Origin of the sequence: Microvirga subterranea (assembly GCF_003350535.1) — a bacterium.
In the GTDB taxonomy this organism is placed as follows: Bacteria; Pseudomonadota; Alphaproteobacteria; order Rhizobiales; family Beijerinckiaceae; genus Microvirga; species Microvirga subterranea.
Map to the genome: position 1 here is coordinate 652,373 of NZ_QQBB01000001.1, position 15,385 is coordinate 667,757.

Annotated in this window: 18 protein-coding genes; 6 read left to right on the forward strand and 12 right to left on the reverse strand. The window is 68.0% G+C overall.

Annotated features, from left to right (window positions below; genetic code table 11):
* Positions 1–124: 124 nt before the first annotated feature.
* From DES45_RS03100 to DES45_RS03110, 3 genes are all read right to left on the reverse strand, one after another.
* On the reverse strand, positions 125–571 hold the full coding sequence (locus tag DES45_RS03100; protein ID WP_170151367.1) for a hypothetical protein: 447 nt from the start codon (positions 569–571) through the stop codon (positions 125–127).
* Between the two features lie 97 nt (positions 572–668).
* Positions 669–1,988 carry a dual-specificity RNA methyltransferase RlmN gene (rlmN, locus tag DES45_RS03105; protein ID WP_245429712.1) on the reverse strand — a complete coding sequence of 440 codons (1,320 nt, stop codon included), beginning with the start codon at positions 1,986–1,988 and terminating at the stop codon, positions 669–671.
* 172 nt (positions 1,989–2,160) lie between these two features.
* Positions 2,161–2,331: a CsbD family protein gene (locus DES45_RS03110; RefSeq protein WP_114768487.1), complete on the reverse strand. Its 171-nt coding sequence runs from the start codon at positions 2,329–2,331 to the stop codon at positions 2,161–2,163.
* A 262-nt stretch (positions 2,332–2,593) separates the two neighbouring features.
* On the opposite strand from DES45_RS03110, the gene DES45_RS25350 reads away from it, so the two are divergent.
* Both DES45_RS25350 and DES45_RS03120 read left to right on the forward strand, forming a co-directional pair.
* A complete protein-coding gene (locus tag DES45_RS25350; protein ID WP_173949850.1) occupies positions 2,594–3,178 on the forward strand; it encodes a hypothetical protein in 585 nt (194 codons plus the stop codon).
* Positions 3,179–3,258: 80 nt separating this feature from the next.
* A complete protein-coding gene (locus DES45_RS03120) occupies positions 3,259–3,510 on the forward strand; it encodes a hypothetical protein (protein ID WP_114768488.1) in 252 nt (83 codons plus the stop codon).
* A gap of 50 nt (positions 3,511–3,560) precedes the next feature.
* Here the strand turns inward: DES45_RS03120 and DES45_RS03125 are convergent, their stop codons facing one another.
* Positions 3,561–4,265, reverse strand: a complete 705-nt coding sequence (locus DES45_RS03125; RefSeq protein ID WP_173949849.1) for an invasion associated locus B family protein — start codon at positions 4,263–4,265, stop codon at positions 3,561–3,563.
* A gap of 110 nt (positions 4,266–4,375) precedes the next feature.
* Complete coding sequence (locus tag DES45_RS03130) at positions 4,376–4,711, reverse strand: YkvA family protein (protein WP_245429751.1); 336 nt, start codon at positions 4,709–4,711, stop codon at positions 4,376–4,378.
* Positions 4,712–4,834: 123 nt separating this feature from the next.
* On the opposite strand from DES45_RS03130, the gene DES45_RS03135 reads away from it, so the two are divergent.
* The gene (locus tag DES45_RS03135; RefSeq protein WP_114768490.1) at positions 4,835–5,620 is read left to right on the forward strand and encodes an SDR family NAD(P)-dependent oxidoreductase; all 786 of its coding nucleotides are present in this window, start codon (positions 4,835–4,837) and stop codon (positions 5,618–5,620) included.
* 205 nt (positions 5,621–5,825) lie between these two features.
* On the opposite strand, the gene DES45_RS03140 is transcribed toward DES45_RS03135, so the two are convergent.
* The 7 genes from DES45_RS03140 to DES45_RS03170 form a co-directional block, all read right to left on the reverse strand.
* Complete coding sequence (locus DES45_RS03140; RefSeq protein ID WP_173949848.1) at positions 5,826–6,233, reverse strand: GFA family protein; 408 nt, start codon at positions 6,231–6,233, stop codon at positions 5,826–5,828.
* Position 6,234: 1 nt separating this feature from the next.
* The gene (locus DES45_RS03145; protein WP_114768491.1) at positions 6,235–6,540 is read right to left on the reverse strand and encodes a 4a-hydroxytetrahydrobiopterin dehydratase; all 306 of its coding nucleotides are present in this window, start codon (positions 6,538–6,540) and stop codon (positions 6,235–6,237) included.
* Between the two features lie 76 nt (positions 6,541–6,616).
* Positions 6,617–7,630 (reverse strand): YeiH family protein, encoded by a 1,014-nt coding sequence (locus tag DES45_RS03150; RefSeq protein ID WP_114768492.1) that lies wholly within the window; start codon positions 7,628–7,630, stop codon positions 6,617–6,619.
* A 72-nt stretch (positions 7,631–7,702) separates the two neighbouring features.
* On the reverse strand, positions 7,703–8,296 hold the full coding sequence (locus DES45_RS03155; RefSeq protein ID WP_114768493.1) for a histidine phosphatase family protein: 594 nt from the start codon (positions 8,294–8,296) through the stop codon (positions 7,703–7,705).
* Between the two features lie 165 nt (positions 8,297–8,461).
* On the reverse strand, positions 8,462–8,995 hold the full coding sequence (gene thpR / locus DES45_RS03160; RefSeq protein ID WP_114768494.1) for an RNA 2',3'-cyclic phosphodiesterase: 534 nt from the start codon (positions 8,993–8,995) through the stop codon (positions 8,462–8,464).
* A 233-nt stretch (positions 8,996–9,228) separates the two neighbouring features.
* The gene (locus tag DES45_RS03165) at positions 9,229–10,275 is read right to left on the reverse strand and encodes an aldo/keto reductase (RefSeq protein WP_114768495.1); all 1,047 of its coding nucleotides are present in this window, start codon (positions 10,273–10,275) and stop codon (positions 9,229–9,231) included.
* 63 nt (positions 10,276–10,338) lie between these two features.
* Positions 10,339–11,001, reverse strand: coding sequence for an arylesterase (locus DES45_RS03170; RefSeq protein ID WP_114768496.1), 663 nt, complete (start codon positions 10,999–11,001; stop codon positions 10,339–10,341).
* A 75-nt stretch (positions 11,002–11,076) separates the two neighbouring features.
* Between DES45_RS03170 and DES45_RS03175 the strand changes: the two genes are divergently transcribed.
* From DES45_RS03175 to DES45_RS03185, 3 genes are all read left to right on the forward strand, one after another.
* Positions 11,077–11,763 (forward strand): ABC transporter ATP-binding protein, encoded by a 687-nt coding sequence (locus DES45_RS03175; protein WP_114768497.1) that lies wholly within the window; start codon positions 11,077–11,079, stop codon positions 11,761–11,763.
* 15 nt (positions 11,764–11,778) lie between these two features.
* Positions 11,779–14,367, forward strand: a complete 2,589-nt coding sequence (locus DES45_RS03180; RefSeq protein WP_114768498.1) for an ABC transporter permease — start codon at positions 11,779–11,781, stop codon at positions 14,365–14,367.
* A 233-nt stretch (positions 14,368–14,600) separates the two neighbouring features.
* The gene (locus DES45_RS03185) at positions 14,601–15,383 is read left to right on the forward strand and encodes a Bax inhibitor-1/YccA family protein (RefSeq protein ID WP_114768499.1); all 783 of its coding nucleotides are present in this window, start codon (positions 14,601–14,603) and stop codon (positions 15,381–15,383) included.
* Positions 15,384–15,385: the final 2 nt, after the last annotated feature.

Below are 15,385 nucleotides of genomic sequence, written 5' to 3' on the forward strand. Positions count from 1 at the left end.
TCCGGCAGGAGGAATGGTTGGTCGGGATCGATGATAGGCGGGCCAGGTGCCGATCCATCGCGATATTCGGGACACGCCGTGGCTCCGAAGGAGGGGCTTGACCTGCGCTCCAGGTGAAAATGCCCTATCGGAATATCCCTTCGTTCAGCCTCGGACGCAACGCAATGCGCCAGTAGATCCAGCCGCAGATGGCACCGGAGAGCAGGCCCGCGAGAGGAAAGACTCTCAGATCGTCCGGCTCCGCGCCGAACAGCAGAGTGAGAGACAGGCCGCCCAGGATAGCCCCGCCCAGAACGGCGTGGTGCTTCGCATGGAGGGCGACGGCATTGAGTAGAAAGGCCAAAGCTCCGGCGGCGAAGAGGATAGGCAGGCCGAACACCGTAAGGCCAAGGGTGCCGATCACCAGAAACTTGAGGGAGTCGGTGAACTCGTCGAAGAGCGACGGGGCGCCGAAGACGATATCGGCGCCGCTCGATGCGCCGAACAGGACCATCAGGTGGAAGATGAAGAACGAGGCCAGATAAGGAGCTGTAAGGCTCGCTGCGAGAACGCCCCCTATGATGCGCAGCATGATCGTCTCCGACACGACGTCGGAGAACGATATCACGTTATCATATTTCCGGGAAGCGGCCGTCCCTCGTTCGGGGTGCAGTTCGCCGGTTCAGATCCTACTCCCCGTCCCCTAGCGCATAGACGCCTTCGGCCCCGATGCCCTGCTCGAGCATCAGGCGGGCGCGGGCGCGCAGCTTCTCGGTCTCGCTCTTGAGCTGGCCGCAGGCCGCCAGGATGTCGCGGCCGCGCGGGGTGCGCACGGGGGAGGCGTAGCCGGCCCGGAAGACGATCTCGGAGAAACGCTCGATCCGCTCCCAGTCCGAGCACTCGTATTTGGACCCCGGCCAGGGGTTGAACGGGATCAGGTTGATCTTGGCCGGAATGCCCTTGAGGAGCCGCACCAGCTCGCGCGCGTCCGCGTCCGAGTCGTTCACGCCCTTCAGCATCACGTACTCGAAGGTGATGCGGCGGGCGTTCGACAGGCCCGGATAGGCCCGGCAAGCGTCGAGGAGCTGCTTGATGTCGTATTTGCGGTTGATCGGCACCAGCTCGTCGCGCAGCTCGTCCCGCACCGCGTGGAGCGAGATCGCCAGCATCGTGTTGGCTTCGGCCCCGAGCCGCTCCATCTGCGGCACGACCCCGGACGTGGAGACCGTGATGCGGCGGCGGGACAGGGTCAGGCCTTCCCCGTCCGACATGACGTCGATGGCGGCGATCACGTTGTCCGGGTTGTAGAGCGGCTCGCCCATGCCCATGAACACGATGTTCGACACGAAGCGCCCGCCGTCCGTCGGCACGAAGGCGCCCTCGGGCGGCGTCGCGTCCGGCCAGTCGCCGATCATGTCGCGGGCCACGATGAGCTGCGACACGATCTCGGCCGAGGTGAGGTTGCGCACCAGGCGCTGGGTGCCGGTGTGGCAGAACGAGCAGGTGAGCGTGCAGCCGACCTGGCTCGACACGCAGAGCGTGCCGCGGTCGACCTCCGGGATGTAGACGCACTCGATCTCGGCGCCCTTGTCGAAGGGGCCGGTGGAGGGCATGCGGATCAGCCACTTGCGGGTGCCGTCCTTCGAGACCTGCTCGGATACGACCTCGGGGCGGGCAAGCGTATAGGCTTCGGCCAGAGCCGCGCGCAGGCCCTTGCCGACGTTGGTCATCTCGGAAAAGTCGCGGGCGCCGCGGAAGTAGATCCAGTGCCAGAGCTGGGCGACGCGCATCTTGAGCTCGCGCTCGGGCACCCCGATGGCGTGAAGCGAATCCTTCAGCTGCTCGCGGGTGAGGCCGACGAGCGACGCCCCGCCGGGAGCCGCGCCTGCGACCACGGTCAGTTCGGCGGTCTTCTCGATCGCCGCGCCGCCGGCTGCGCGCGCGGCATCGCTGACGGCCAGGGGGGCCGCATGAGGGTTGCGCTTGGCGATGTCGAGCACCGTCGCCATGGGAAAGCATGCCTTCGTTTGAGGGGACGAAGGGCTCATATAATACGATTGCGTCGGAAAAGTGAGGGGGCGGCGTGATTTTCCGCCGCCGGAGAAGCCGAAAGCCTTTCAGGCTCTCCGGGACAGCCCCGCCGGGCGCTCCGGCGGGGCTGCCATCTGGTCCGGGCCGGACCTATTTCTTGAGCGCATCCTTGGCGCTGCCCATGGCGTTCTGGGCCTTGCCCTTGGCCTGGTCCATCTTGCCTTCGGTCTGCATCTTGGTGTCGCCCGTCAGGTCGCCGGCGGCTTGCTTCATCTTGCCGCCCATGCGGGTGGCGGCGCCTTTGGCACGATCTTTGTCCATGGCTCCCTCCTGGGAACGGACGCGGGGGCGCGTCCTCGGGAAAAAGCATCCCGGAGCGCGCCTGTTCCCGTGACATGGCCGCGCATCATGGGCCTGCGGGGATGAGGAGCCTGATCCCGGTTCGGGGCGCGGCACCGGTGCGGCGATGGTGAAACCGGTCAGCCATCCTGATCCGGAACGCGGCCAACGGCTCGACGTTGATTCGGGTGAAAAGGAGGCCGGATGTCGTCCTGTAATGCCGGCCTCCCGTGGGAGAACCGCAATGGTCAACGCACCCTCGTCCCCCGGCAAGCCTGCTTCCTCCGAAGCGGCGAGTCAGTCGGCGAACCGCCCTCCTGATAACGATCTGCCCGAGAACTCGAAGGAGAATCTCGACGCCAAACTCGACCACGCCATCGAGGAAACCTTCCCGACCAGCGACCCCGTCTCGGTCAGCGTCACCAAGGGCACGGCGATCGATTATGATCAGCAGGGACGGCCCATGGAGTCCGGCGGCCGCCAAGCCTCAGGCGGACAGGGCACGGCCGAGGATCTGCTCGGTCAGGCCCAGGAGAGGCTGCGGGATGCGGCCGAGAACGTCTCGGGCATGGCTCGCGACGCCTACGACCGGGGCCGGCACTACGTGCGTCAGACGGCGGAGCGCTACCCGGAGGCCGAGCGCCTGTACCGGGAGGGTCGGCATGCCGTCAGCGACAGGGTGACGGAGAGCCCCTTGCTGGCGATCCTCGCCGCAGGAGCGGCTGGCTACCTGCTGGCCTGGCTCATCCATGGCGGATCGGGAGATCGGGGGACGCGCGTGCCGGATTACGCCAGAACCGGACGGGGCTACAGGCCTGATCGGCGCTGACCGCGCGGGCGAAGCCGGCGCCTGCGCGCCCCGGGAGCGGCCCGCGCCGCCGGATCGAAGCGCATGGGAGCAAGGCAGGAATGGCTCAGGATCCAGAAGCCTCACCTCTCGAGAGCATCGTTGCGCTGGCACACCAGATCGCCGACGAGTGTCCGGCCTGCGCCAGCCGGGCCTCGCAGATCATCATGTGGGCGAGCGAGATCCGGGAGCGGCGGCCCAGCCGTGAGGAATTGGCGGCGCTGGTCGACGCCGTCTGCGAGAACGATCTGTCCGAAGATCGCCGCAAGCTGCTCATCGACGGGCTGCGCGCCCTGGTTCGGTTCGCCGAGTAACGGCTCTCACGGGGAACGCGCCTCGTCGGGTCGACGGGCGCTCGTCCCCGTTACGAGCACTCCTTGCGGGCGCGGTCCAGGGCCTGGTTGAAGCCGCTCAACGAATAGCGGTCGGTGAGCTGGTTGCCGCGGGCGGACAGCGTCTTCACCACCACGCTCCCGCCCCTCGCCATGGTGGCGATGGCCTGGCTCTCCTCGGCCGGATTCTTCAGCCAGGCATTGGTGTCCTTGGTCAGGAGCGCGTAGGACGCCCGGCCGATCGCGGCCTCCGCGGCGCCGTTGTCCTTGGCGGCGAAGCCCAGCACCAGCGCGACCTCGTTCTTCACGTTCTCGGCCGGCCGGAACGACACGAACAGGTAGGCCGGATCGCGATTGAGGTTCTTCGGGAGCCGGTCCTTGGGCTGGCTCAGGGCATAGCAGATCTTCGAGCGGCCGGTCTGGGCCGTGTAGACGTTCCAGTCCGCGTAGGACGCAAGAAGCGACGCGCCGCCCGGGCCCGTCGCCGGCGCGGCCGCGGCTCCTGCAGCCGCACCCGCGGCCGCGCCGGCGCCGGCCTTGGTGGCAGTCGAGGCCTTGGACTTGGGATCGGGTTTCGCAGCCGCCGGCTTCGCGGCCGGTGCCGTCTTCTGCGCGGCAGGCTTGGCGGCCGGCGTGGAGCGCTGCCCCTGGGCGAGAGCGGCAGGCCCGGTTCCGATGATGAAGGCGGCGGAAATGATGCCCGCGGCAAGGCCGCGCTGGAGGAATGTGTCGATCATGGGGCGAGATATACGGCCGAGATGGTTAAGAACTCTTCACCATCTTGGGTAAGCAACCTCGGTCACAAAGACGATGCGTCGAATTGGCCGTGCTTCGGGAGATTCCCGGCTCAGTCCGTCTTCAGCGCGTCCTTCGCCCTGGCCCGGTGCTCGTCCGTGATCGAGCCGGCCACCTGGGTGATGGCGGCGGCCAGGACCGCCGCGTCGTCCGCGAAGCCGATCAGGGGCAGGAAGTCGGCGACCGCATCGGTGGGGAGCAGGAAATACGCGACGGCTCCGAGGAGCACGAGCCGGACCCGGTTCGGGGTCGAGGGGTCCGTGGCGCAGTAGAAGGCCGCCACCAGGTCCTCCGCGAAGGGGATCTTCCCGCCCACGCGGCGCAGCTTGCCCCAGAACTTGCGCGTCAGGCCCTCCTCGTCGCGGAGTTCGGCGCGCATGGCGTCCATCTCGGCCTTGGTGAAAGGCTTCGTGAATGCGTCGCTCATGCGGTCATGCTCCTTCGATAAACTCGCTTCGCCCTCGGGGCGGGATGGCTTAAACAGACCCCATCCTGAGGAGTGAGAAAACCCATGAAGCTCGACGAATCTATGGCAGCCGTCGTGACCGGCGCCGCCTCCGGCCTCGGCGAGGCCACCGCCCGCATGCTGGCCGCGCAGGGCGCGAAGGTCGCGATCCTCGACATGAACGCCGAGCGCGGCGGCGAGGTCGCCCGCGAGATCGGCGGGGTCTTCTGCCGGGCGGACGTGACCGACGAGGCCTCGATCGACGCGGCCCTCGGCCAGGCCCGGGCGGCGCACGGGATCGAGCGCATCCTCGTCAACTGCGCCGGCATCGCGCCGGGCAAGCGCACGGTCACCAAGAAGCGCGACACGGGCGAGCTGATCGCGCACGACGTCGCCTCCTTCCGGCGCGCGGTCGAGATCAACCTCATCGGCACCTATGCGATGATTTCGAAATGCGCCGCCGCCATGGCCGGGCTCGACCCGGTGACCCCGGACGGCGGGCGCGGCGTGATCGTCAACACCGCGTCCGTCGCCGCGCAGGACGGGCAGATCGGGCAGGCGGCCTATTCCGCCTCCAAGGGCGGCGTGCTCGGCCTCACCCTGCCGGTCGCCCGCGACCTCTCGGGCTTCGGCATCCGGGTCATGACGATCATGCCGGGACTGTTCCACACGCCGCTCTTCGAGGGCATCGCGGAGGATTACCGCAAGGCGCTCGAGGCCAACGTGCCGTTCCCGTCCCGCCTCGGCCGGCCGGAGGAATACGCCACCCTGGTCAAGGCGATCATCGAGAACGACATGCTCAACGGCGAGGCGATCCGCCTCGACGGGGCGCTGCGCATGCAGCCGAAATAAGGCTCGGAACGCCGACCGGCCTTATCCTGAGGCTTGCCCCACCCTCACCCTCGTCCCGAGGAGCGGCGTAGCCGCGTCTCGAAGGATGCTTCCAGCGCGCACTGGAGACGCCTCGTCCTTCGAGACGGATTGCTTGCGCAATCCTCCTCAGGATGAGGCTGTGTGAACGCGCTTCGTTCCCCCGCATGAGGGTGTGGGGCAACTCTCAGGACGTCTTCTCGCCTCGGTTCTCCGGGTAGGAGATCAGGTCCGGCGTCCTGACCCAGTGTTCGCGCCGGACCGCCCAGCCTTCGTAGGTGGGGGTGAACAGGTTGGGGGCGTCGAAGGTACCGAGCGTGAGCTCGATCTCGTCAGCCGCATCCAGGTCGAAGACCGGCGAGCCGCAGACAGGGCAGAAGCCGCGCTGGGATTCGGGTGTCGCCGACCACCGCGAGACGTCGCCGCTGACCGTCACCCGGTCGGCCGGGTAGATCACGAAGGCATTGAAGGCGCTGCCGCTGATCTTGCGGCAGGTCATGCAATGGCACAGGCCGACGCGCTTCGGCTCGCCGAGTGCCTCGAAGGTCACCCGGCCGCAGGCGCAGCCTCCCTTCAGGATCCGCATCTCCGTCATGTCATCGCGCCTTGGCGATGCCGGCGGCGAACTGGTCCATGCGCTGGGCCAGCTCCACGTCGCGGCGGGTGAGGCCGTTCGCGTCATGGGTCGAGAGGGTCACGTCGACCTTGTTGTAGACGTTGAACCATTCCGGATGGTGGTTCATCTGCTCGGCCACGAGCGCGACCCGCGCCATCCACCCGAAGGCGGCGTTGAAGTCGTCGAAGACGAAGCGCTTGTGAAGCGCGTCGCGGTCCTCGACCAGGGTCCAGCCGTCGAGAGCGGGGAGGATTTCGGCGCGTTCGCCGTCGCTGAGAGGCTTCATGGGTGAGGGCTTTTCGCGTGGGATCGGTGATCCCTTAGTGATTGGCCTCGCGCGACGTCTTTCAAGCCCCGATGCGTCACGCCACCCCGAGCAGACGGATCAGCCCGAGGCTGATCGCGAGCAGCACCAGCAGCGACAGGGTCACGGCGAGCGTCACCCGCCCGCCGACGCGGCCGAGCACCTTCAGGTCCACGCCGAGCCCCAAAGCCGCCATCGAGACGACGGTGAGGATCGTGGCGAGCGGCATGACGGCCTTCAGCACCATGTCGGGGATGAGGCCCGCCGAGCGCAGGGCCGCGAGAGCAAGAAACCCGATGATGAACCAGGGCACGAAGCGGTTCAGCGAGAAGCCCGGCCGGCTCGCCCCGTCGCGGCCTGCAGCGAGCGAGAGCCCGATCACCACGGGGCCGAGCATCAGGACCCGCACCAGCTTCACCAGGGTGCCGAGCTGGGTGCTGACCATGCCGACCGGCAGGGTGGCGGCGAGCACCTGCGGCACCGCATAGACCGTGAGGCCGGCGAGAACGCCGTACTGCGTCTCCGACAGGCCGAGCACCGGCACGAGCAGGGGAAGGCCCAGGACCACGATCACCCCGAGGATCGCCGTGAAGGCGATGGACGAGGCCACGTCCTCCGCCCTGGCGCCGATCACCGGCGCCACCGCCGCGATGGCGGAGTTTCCGCAGATCGAGTTGCCGCACGCCACCAGCACGGCCATGCGCTTCGGCAGGCCGAGAAGCCGGCACAGGCCGTAGCTCGCCCCGATCGCGACGGCGACCACGACCGCAATGCCGAGGATGAGGCCGGCGCCTGCCTGCATCACGGCCTGGAAGCTGATCGAGGCGCCGAGCAGCATCACGGCCACCTCCAGCAGCATCTTGGCCGAGAAGCCGATGCCGGACGCGAAACGCGCGTCCGGCGTCCAGGCGGTGCGGATCGCCGTGCCGATGAGAATCGCGATCACCAGCGCCTCCAGCCAGGGTCGCCCCGTCCAGGCCTCCTCCAGGTGCTGGAGCCCCATGGCCGCGAGCGCGACAGCACCGCACAGCGCGATGCCGGGCATCAATCGGGCCATGCTGGTGAGGTTCATCGGTGCGGGCGCCTTTTCGCGGGTGATCGGTTCAGGCAGGGGCTAGTCCCCCGCAGCCCGCCTGGCAAGCCTTCAGATGGTGCCGAGCCCGTCCTCGATCGCGCGCCAGTCCTGCCGGATCGCGAAGGTGTCTCGGTCGAATACGAGGAAGCAGCCGCCGCCCGGATGGGACGGACGGCTCTCGCGGCCGATCTCGACCTTCTGGAGATGGGCGGTCAGCAGGGCGCCGACCCCTCCGTGAGACACGATGACGATGTCGCCGGAGGTTTCGTCCTCGCGGGCGACACGGGTCACCGCCGCGACGATGCGCGTCTGCGCGTCGATGGCGCGCTCCCAGCCCCGGATGCTCTCGTGCGGCCGGCCGAAGAATTCCTTCACGACCTCCCAGAACTCCGGCGGCGCGAGATAGCCCGTGGCCGAGCGGTCGTTCTCGCCGAGCGCCTCATCCGTGCCGTAGGCCAGGCCGAGCCGTTCGGCCACGATGGCGGCCCCGTCCATCGCCTTCCGCTCGGTCGAGGCATAGACCGCCGTGACGTCCCGTCCGACGAGCATCCCGGCGAAACGCTCCGCCCGCGTGTGCCCGACCGCGTTGAGGGGCCATTGGGTGATGGGAACGGCCGGGTCGATGACGACTTCGGGATGGGTGAGGAAGATGATGGACGCCATGGCTCACGGTTTAGCCAAGCTTGGCCGGTGCGTCGAGGGGGAGAGCGTGTCTTCCCCGGCGAGCGAAGCGAGGGAAGGGGATCCATTCCCCAGCGCGGCGTTTCATGGGTTCCCTTCCCCTGCGAGGGCTTACGCCCTCTCCGGCCGGGAATGACCCGTAGGGAATTACCCCAGCGGATAGGCCGCCTCGACCACGTAGGGACCGCCGCCGACCGAGTCGCGGGACGAGAACAGGACGAAGCGGCGGGCCGTGAAGGTGAGCCTGGGAAAATGCCCCCTCGTGGCGAAGTAGTCGGCCACATCGATAGGGGAGGAATCCCGCAGGCGCGCCAGGGTCACGTGCGGGGTGAACTTGCGCCGCTCCGGCGGCAGGCCAACCCGGCGGATGAGGCGTTCCTGCTCCTGGTGCATGTCCGTGAGATCGCCGTTGCCGGCGCGGGCGAAGACCACGCGGGGGCGCTCGCCCCCGAAGGTGTCGAGCCCCTCGATCGTGACCGTGAAGGGATCGCGCCGCCGGGTGTCGCCCAGGATCGAGGACACATCTCGCGCCGTGCTGAGATCGATGTCGCCGATGAACCGGAGGGTGATGTGGTAATTCTCGGGATCGATCCAGCGCGCCCCGGGCAGGCCGCCACGATAGCTCGAGAGCTGAAGGCCGATCTCGGCCGGGATCTCGATGCCGGTGAACAGGCGTGGCATACGGCACCTCCTGAGCCTGGCGGACTCCTGATACGCGATCATGGGGGCAGGCGGACCGGCCCCGCAAGATGCAGAATCAGACGATCAACAGTCGCATTTGTTCCCGGGACAACTGTTGCTCTCGCCGTCATGGCCGGGCCTGTCCCGGCCATCCACGCCGGCCTCCGACGCCGGAGCAAAGGCGCGGATCCCCGGGACAAGCCCGGGGATGACGCAGAAGGACGTAACGATGGCTAAGGACAGGGATTGCAGTGCTGCAGGTGGATCGCGTCGATGCGTTCCTCCAGCTCCGGCGTGATCCTCACGTCGATCGACCCGATATCGGCCTTCAGCTGCTCCATCGAGGTGGCGCCGATGATGGTCGCGGCCACGAAGGGACGGGAATTGGCGAAGGCGATCGCCATCTGGGCCGGGTCGAGGCCGAATTCGCGGGCGAGCGCGCCGTATTTGCGGATCGCCGGCTCCGCGCCGGGGGTCTCGTAGCGCTGGCCGCGGTTGAAGAGCGTAGAGCGCGCCCCTGCGGGCCGGGCGCCGTCGAGATACTTGCCGGTGAGATAACCCTGGGCGAGCGGCGAATAGGCCAGCAGGCCCACATCCTCGCGCATGCTCACCTCGGCGAGCGCCACCTCGTAGGTGCGGTTGAGGAGGTTGTAGGCGTTCTGGATCGACTGCACCCGCGGCAGGGACGGGTCGGCCTCCGCGCCTTTCAGGAACGTCATGGCGCCCCAGGCGCTCTCGTTCGAGAGGCCGAGATGGCGGATCTTCCCGGCCTTCACGAGATCGCGCATGATCTCGAGGGTTTCCTGGATCGGGTGGAAGTCCGATTCCTTGTGATGGAAGATCGTCGGGTTGGAGCCCCAGGGCATCGGCCGGTCGGGCCAGTGGATCTGGTAGAGGTCGATGTAGTCCGTCTGGAGCCGCTTGAGGCTCTTGTTCACGGCCTCCTCGATCTGGGCGCGGGAGAGCTCGGCCGGGGAGCCGTCGTCCCGGAACCAGGTGTTCTCCGAGCGGCCGACCACCTTCGACGCCAGGATCACCTTGTCGCGGTTGCCCCGGGCCTTGAACCAGGAGCCGATGATCCGCTCCGTCGAGCCTTGGGTCTCCGCCCGCGGGGGAATGGAATAGAGTTCCGCCGTGTCGAAGAAGTTGATGCCCCGGTCGAGGGCGTAGTCCATCTGCGCGTGGCCCTCGGCCTCCGTGTTCTGCTGGCCCCAGGTCATGGTCCCGAGGCAGATGAGGCTGACATTGAGGTCGGTGCGGCCGAGGCGGCGGTATTCCATGGCAAGGCTCCTCGCGGCGGGGAGCCCGCCGCGTTCAAGGCTTGGGGTGAGCGCGGACGGGCGTCAGCGCTTCGACAGGGTGGCGATAAATTGTTCGACGGTGGGCAGGATGCGCGCGACGATGATCTCGACGCCCTTCGCGGTCGGGTGGATCCCGTCCTGAAGGTTGAGGGACCGCTCGCCGGCGACTCCGTCCAGGAAGAAGGGGTAGAGCACAAGGTCGTGCTTCTTCGCAATGTCCGGATAGAGGCTGTCGAATTTTTGGGCATAGTCGGCGCCCAGATTGCGTGAGGCCAGCATGCCGGCGAGCATCACCGGGATGCCGCGGGCTTTGAGCCGCTCGACGATGCCGTCGATGGCTTTCCTCGGCACGGACGGGTCGACGCCGCGCAGCATGTCGTTGGCGCCGAGCTCGACGATCACGCCGTCCGTGCCGTCCGGCACCGACCAGTCGAGCCGGTCGAGGCCCGCCGAGGCGGTGTCGCCCGAGACGCCCGCATTGGCGACCTCGACATTGTAGCCCTTCGCCTTCAGGGCCCGTTCCAGCACCACCGGGAAAGCCGCCTCCTGGGGCAGGCCATAGCCCGCCGTGAGGCTGTCGCCCAGCGCCACGAGGCGGATCGGCTGGCCTTGCGCCAACGGAGCGTGAGCCGGGACGACCATGGCCGCAAGGACGGCCGCACACGCAAATATGATCGTCATGAACGGGCCGGATTGGCGCTTCATCGATATGCTTCCCATATGTCTTCGAACGGTGCCGGGCTTCTCGGCAGAATTCCACAACAGATCGGGTCATCGGGCATGCAGGACAAGGCCATCGCGCTGCAGGATGTGGATTTGAGTCTCGGACGCGGGGCCGCGCGGGTGCATATCCTGAAAGGAGTCTCCCTCGGGATCGACCGGGGCGAGGCGGTAGGCCTCGTCGGGCCGTCGGGCTCCGGCAAGTCGACGCTCCTGATGACCATGGCGGGCCTGGAGCGGCCCGATTCCGGCCGGGTGATCGTCGACGGCACGGACCTGTCGGGCCTCGACGAGGACGCGCTCGCGCGCTTTCGCGGCCGGCGCATCGGCATCGTGTTCCAGTCCTTCCACCTCGTCCCGACCATGACGGCGCTCGAGAACGTGGCCCTGCCGCTCGAGCTCGCCGGCGAGGACGACGCCTTCGATCGCGCCGAGGCCGAGATGCAGGCGGTGGGCCTCGGCCACCGGCTCCATCATTATCCGGCCCAGCTTTCCGGCGGCGAGCAGCAGCGCGTGGCGATCGCCCGCGCCATCGTGCCGAACCCGGCGATCCTGGTGGCCGACGAGCCGACCGGAAACCTCGACGAGAACACGGGCCAGTCCATCGTGGACCTGCTCTTCGCCCTCAAGCGGGATCGGGGCGCGACCCTGGTGCTCGTGACCCACGACCTCGCCCTCGCCCGGCTCTGCGACCGCACGGTGCGCCTGCGATCCGGCCGGATCGAGGCCGAGGCGGTGACGGCTTAAGGGGGCGGGACCGACATGCACGGCACCATTCCGGCCAAGCCCCGGCGCCAGCCGGGCTCAGGCTCCCGCCTTCCCCTCGTGCTGCGCCTCGCCCTGCGCGAATTGCGCGGCGGGCTCAAAGGCTTCGGCATCTTCCTCGCCTGCATCGCGCTCGGCGTCGCGGCGATCGCGGGCGTCTCCTCCCTGTCGCGCTCGCTCACTGACGGGATCGGCCGCGAGGGCCGCCGAATCCTCGGCGGCGACATGGCCTTCTCGTTGCTCCAGCGGGAGGCCAACGCGCAAGAGAAGGCCTTTCTTGCGTCAAAGGGCCAGGTGAACACCATCGCGTCCATGCGCGCCATGGTGCTGGCCGGCGACAAGGGCTCGGCGCTCGTCGAGCTGAAGGCGGTGGACGCGAACTATCCGACCGTCGGCGCCCTGGAGACCGACCCGCCCATGACCCCGGCCGATCTCTTGGCCCAGCGCGACGGCGCCTTCGGGGCGGCGGCCGATCCGGCCCTGCTGGCGCGCCTCGACCTCAAGGTCGGCGAGCGCGTGAAGGTCGGGGACGCGACGGTCGAGCTGCGCGCCAGCCTCGTGTCGGAACCCGACAAGATCGCGAGCGGCATCGGCTTCGGGCCGCGGCTCCTCGTGTCGGAAGACGCCGTGCGGGCGACAGGCCTGATCCAGCCCGGAAGCCTCGTGCGCTGGACCTACCGGGTGATCCTGCCGCCCAACCTCTCCACCGAGGAGGGGCTCTCGCAGGTCGAGGCGGAGGCCGGGCGTGTGCTGCCGGAGGCGGGCTGGAACGTCCGCACCCGCCTCAACGCCGATCCGCGCTTCGCCCGCAACATCGAGCGCTTCACCCAGTTCCTGACCCTGGTGGGCCTGACCGCTCTGCTCGTCGGCGGCGTCGGCGTCGCCAACGCGGTGCGCGGCTTCGTCGACCGCAAGCGCGCCTCGATCGCGACGCTCAAGAGTCTCGGGGCGCCCGGCGGCCAGGTGGTGCTGCTCTACCTCACGCAGGTGATGATCATCGCCGGCATCGGCATCGCCATCGGACTCCTGGTCGGGGCGGCGCTGCCCTTCATCGTCACGGGCCTGTTCGGCCATCTCCTGCCGATCCCGATCCAGCCGACCATCGCGGTCGCGGAGCTCGGCGTCGCGCTGCTCTACGGCGTGCTCACGGCCCTGGTGTTCGCGCTCGCGCCCTTAGGCAGAGCCCACGACATCCAGGTCTCGGGCCTCTTCCGCGACCAGATAGATCCGGAGCGGCGCTGGCCGCGCAAGCGCTATCTCGCGGCACTGGCGCTCTCCGTCGCGGCCCTGGTGGGGCTTGCGGTGCTGACGGCCTATGATCGGCGCATCGCCCTGATGTTCGTGGCGGCCGCGGCGTGCTCCTTCGTGCTCCTGCGCCTCGTGGCGACCGGCATCATGGCGGTGGCGAAGCGCCTGCCGCGTCCGCGGCGCACCGCCCCGCGCCTCGCGCTCTCCAACATCCACCGGCCGGGCGCGCTCACGCCCTCGCTCGTCCTGTCGCTGGGTCTCGGGATCACGCTCCTCGTGACGCTCTCGGTCATCGACACCAATCTGCGGCAGCAACTGCAGCAGACCCTGCCGGAGCGGGCCCCGAGCTTCTTCTTCCTCGACATCCCCAACGCCCAGGCCGACGCCTTCGAGGACTTCCTCAAGGGCCAGAAGGCCGAGGCCAAGATCGAGCGCGTGCCGATGATGCGGGGCCGCCTCGTGTCCCTGCGCGGCGTCCCGGCGAGCCAGATCAAGGCCGAGGAGGACATCTCCTGGGTGCTGGAGGGCGACCGGGGCATCACCTACGCGAAAGCGGCGCCCGAAGGGTCCAAGGTTGTGGCCGGCGAGTGGTGGCCCGAGGATTACCGCGGCAAGCCGCTCGTGTCCTTCGACCAGCGCATCGCGGAAGGGTTGGGGCTCAAGATCGGCGACGAGATCGTGGTGAACGTGCTCGGCCGCAACATCACGGCCACGATCGCCAACCTGCGCCACGTGGAATGGCGCTCCATGGGCATCAACTTCGTGATGGTGTTCTCGCCCAACACTTTCGCGGGCGCGCCGCACACCCATCTCGCCACCGTCACCTACCCGAACGGTTCGGACGCGGCGAGCGACGCCCGCATCCTGCGCAGCGCCGCCCAAGCCTACCCGATGGTCACGAGCGTGCGCGTGAAGGATGCGCTCGACGCGGTCAACGACGTGGTCTCGCAGCTCGTCATGGCGATCCGGGGCGCGAGCTCCATCGCGCTGATCGCGAGCCTCCTGGTGCTCGCAGGCGCGCTCGCGGCCGGCCACAGGGCCCGGCTCTACGACGCGGTGGTGCTCAAGACCCTCGGGGCCACCCGAGCGCGGCTGCTCTCGGCCTATGCGCTCGAATACGGGCTTCTGGGGCTGGCGACGGCGCTGTTCGGGCTTCTGGCTGGGACGTTCGCGGCCTACTTCATCATCACGCGGGTGATGAACCTGAGCTTCTCGCTCGATCTCTCCGGCGCTCTCCTGGCCTCGGGGCTTTCCGTCCTGGTGGCGGTGGGGCTCGGCCTGGTGGGAACCTGGCGCATCCTGAGTCAAAAGCCGGCCCAATACTTGAGAAATCTTTAACGCCTCTGCCGGGAGGGCCGGACAATACGAAAGCGCCGTCCGGTTCTTCTCGAAGAAAGGCGCAACCAGCAGGAATTCTGCTGGGATCACGAAGACTTGAAGCTTGGCCCTCCCTCTTGCGGAAGATGGCCCGACCTCTCATATTCTGATCGTTGCCGGATTTGCGGCGACCGGGGGCTGATCTTCCAGCCTTCCGAGGGAACAACGACGGGACACCGTGAGAAAGGACTCCGATGCAACCGTATGAGCAAAACCAATACGCCACTGGCACCGGCTTTGCCCGGACGGCGGCTCAGGTCGACCAGGGCCTGCGCGCCTTCATGCTCGGCGTCTACAACAACATGATCCTGGGCCTGGCCATTTCGGCTCTGGTGGCGCTCGGGGTCAACATGCTCGCCACCACGAGCGATCCCTCGATGGCCGCGGCCCGCATGGGCGGCGTCTATCTGACCGAGTTCGGCCGCGTCCTCTACGGCTCGCCCCTGATGTGGGTCGTGGCGCTGGCGCCGCTGGCGTTCATCTTCCTGTTCTCGTTCCGGATGGACCGGATGAGCGCAGCCTCCGCGCGCGGCACCTTCTTCGCTTTTGCTGCCGTGATGGGCGCCTCGCTCTCGACGCTGCTCATCCGCTACACCGGCGCGAGCGTCGTGCAGGTGTTCTTCATCACGGCGGCGGCCTTCGGCTCGCTGTCGCTCTGGGGCTACACCACGAACCGCAGCCTGTCGGGCATGGGCTCGTTCCTGATCATGGGCGTGGTCGGCCTGATCCTGGCCTCGCTCGTGAACATCTTCCTCGTGTCGAGCGCGCTGCAGTTCGCGATCTCGCTGGTCGGCGTGCTGCTCTTCGCGGGCCTCACCGCCTACGACACGCAGAAGCTGAAGGAGATGTACCTGTACGGCAACTTCGACTCCGAGGCGGCCGCTAAGGTGTCGGTGTTCGGCGCCCTGCAGCTCTACCTGGACTTCATCAACATGTTCCAGTTCCTGCTCGCCCTCGTGGGCAACCGCAACGAGTAGGA

Excerpts from the sequence above, each read along its gene's own strand:
- DES45_RS03110 (WP_114768487.1), bottom strand. The coding sequence starts at position 2,331 with ATGGACAAAGATCGTGCCAAAGGCGCCGCCACCCGCATGGGCGGCAAG.
- DES45_RS03165 (WP_114768495.1), bottom strand. The coding sequence starts at position 10,275 with ATGGAATACCGCCGCCTCGGCCGCACCGACCTCAATGTCAGCCTCATC.
- DES45_RS03170 (WP_114768496.1), bottom strand. The coding sequence starts at position 11,001 with ATGAAGCGCCAATCCGGCCCGTTCATGACGATCATATTTGCGTGTGCG.
- DES45_RS03180 (WP_114768498.1), top strand. The coding sequence starts at position 11,779 with ATGCACGGCACCATTCCGGCCAAGCCCCGGCGCCAGCCGGGCTCAGGC.
- DES45_RS03145 (WP_114768491.1), bottom strand. The coding sequence starts at position 6,540 with ATGAAGCCTCTCAGCGACGGCGAACGCGCCGAAATCCTCCCCGCTCTC.
- DES45_RS03130 (WP_245429751.1), bottom strand. The coding sequence starts at position 4,711 with ATGGACGCCATGCGCGCCGAACTCCGCGACGAGGAGGGCCTGACGCGC.
- DES45_RS03135 (WP_114768490.1), top strand. The coding sequence starts at position 4,835 with ATGAAGCTCGACGAATCTATGGCAGCCGTCGTGACCGGCGCCGCCTCC.
- DES45_RS03140 (WP_173949848.1), bottom strand. The coding sequence starts at position 6,233 with ATGACGGAGATGCGGATCCTGAAGGGAGGCTGCGCCTGCGGCCGGGTG.
- DES45_RS25350 (WP_173949850.1), top strand. The coding sequence starts at position 2,594 with ATGGTCAACGCACCCTCGTCCCCCGGCAAGCCTGCTTCCTCCGAAGCG.
- DES45_RS03125 (WP_173949849.1), bottom strand. The coding sequence starts at position 4,265 with ATGATCGACACATTCCTCCAGCGCGGCCTTGCCGCGGGCATCATTTCC.
- DES45_RS03155 (WP_114768493.1), bottom strand. The coding sequence starts at position 8,296 with ATGGCGTCCATCATCTTCCTCACCCATCCCGAAGTCGTCATCGACCCG.
- DES45_RS03100 (WP_170151367.1), bottom strand. The coding sequence starts at position 571 with ATGCTGCGCATCATAGGGGGCGTTCTCGCAGCGAGCCTTACAGCTCCT.
- DES45_RS03185 (WP_114768499.1), top strand. The coding sequence starts at position 14,601 with ATGCAACCGTATGAGCAAAACCAATACGCCACTGGCACCGGCTTTGCC.
- thpR (WP_114768494.1), bottom strand. The coding sequence starts at position 8,995 with ATGCCACGCCTGTTCACCGGCATCGAGATCCCGGCCGAGATCGGCCTT.
- DES45_RS03120 (WP_114768488.1), top strand. The coding sequence starts at position 3,259 with ATGGCTCAGGATCCAGAAGCCTCACCTCTCGAGAGCATCGTTGCGCTG.
- rlmN (WP_245429712.1), bottom strand. The coding sequence starts at position 1,988 with ATGGCGACGGTGCTCGACATCGCCAAGCGCAACCCTCATGCGGCCCCC.
- DES45_RS03175 (WP_114768497.1), top strand. The coding sequence starts at position 11,077 with ATGCAGGACAAGGCCATCGCGCTGCAGGATGTGGATTTGAGTCTCGGA.
- DES45_RS03150 (WP_114768492.1), bottom strand. The coding sequence starts at position 7,630 with ATGAACCTCACCAGCATGGCCCGATTGATGCCCGGCATCGCGCTGTGC.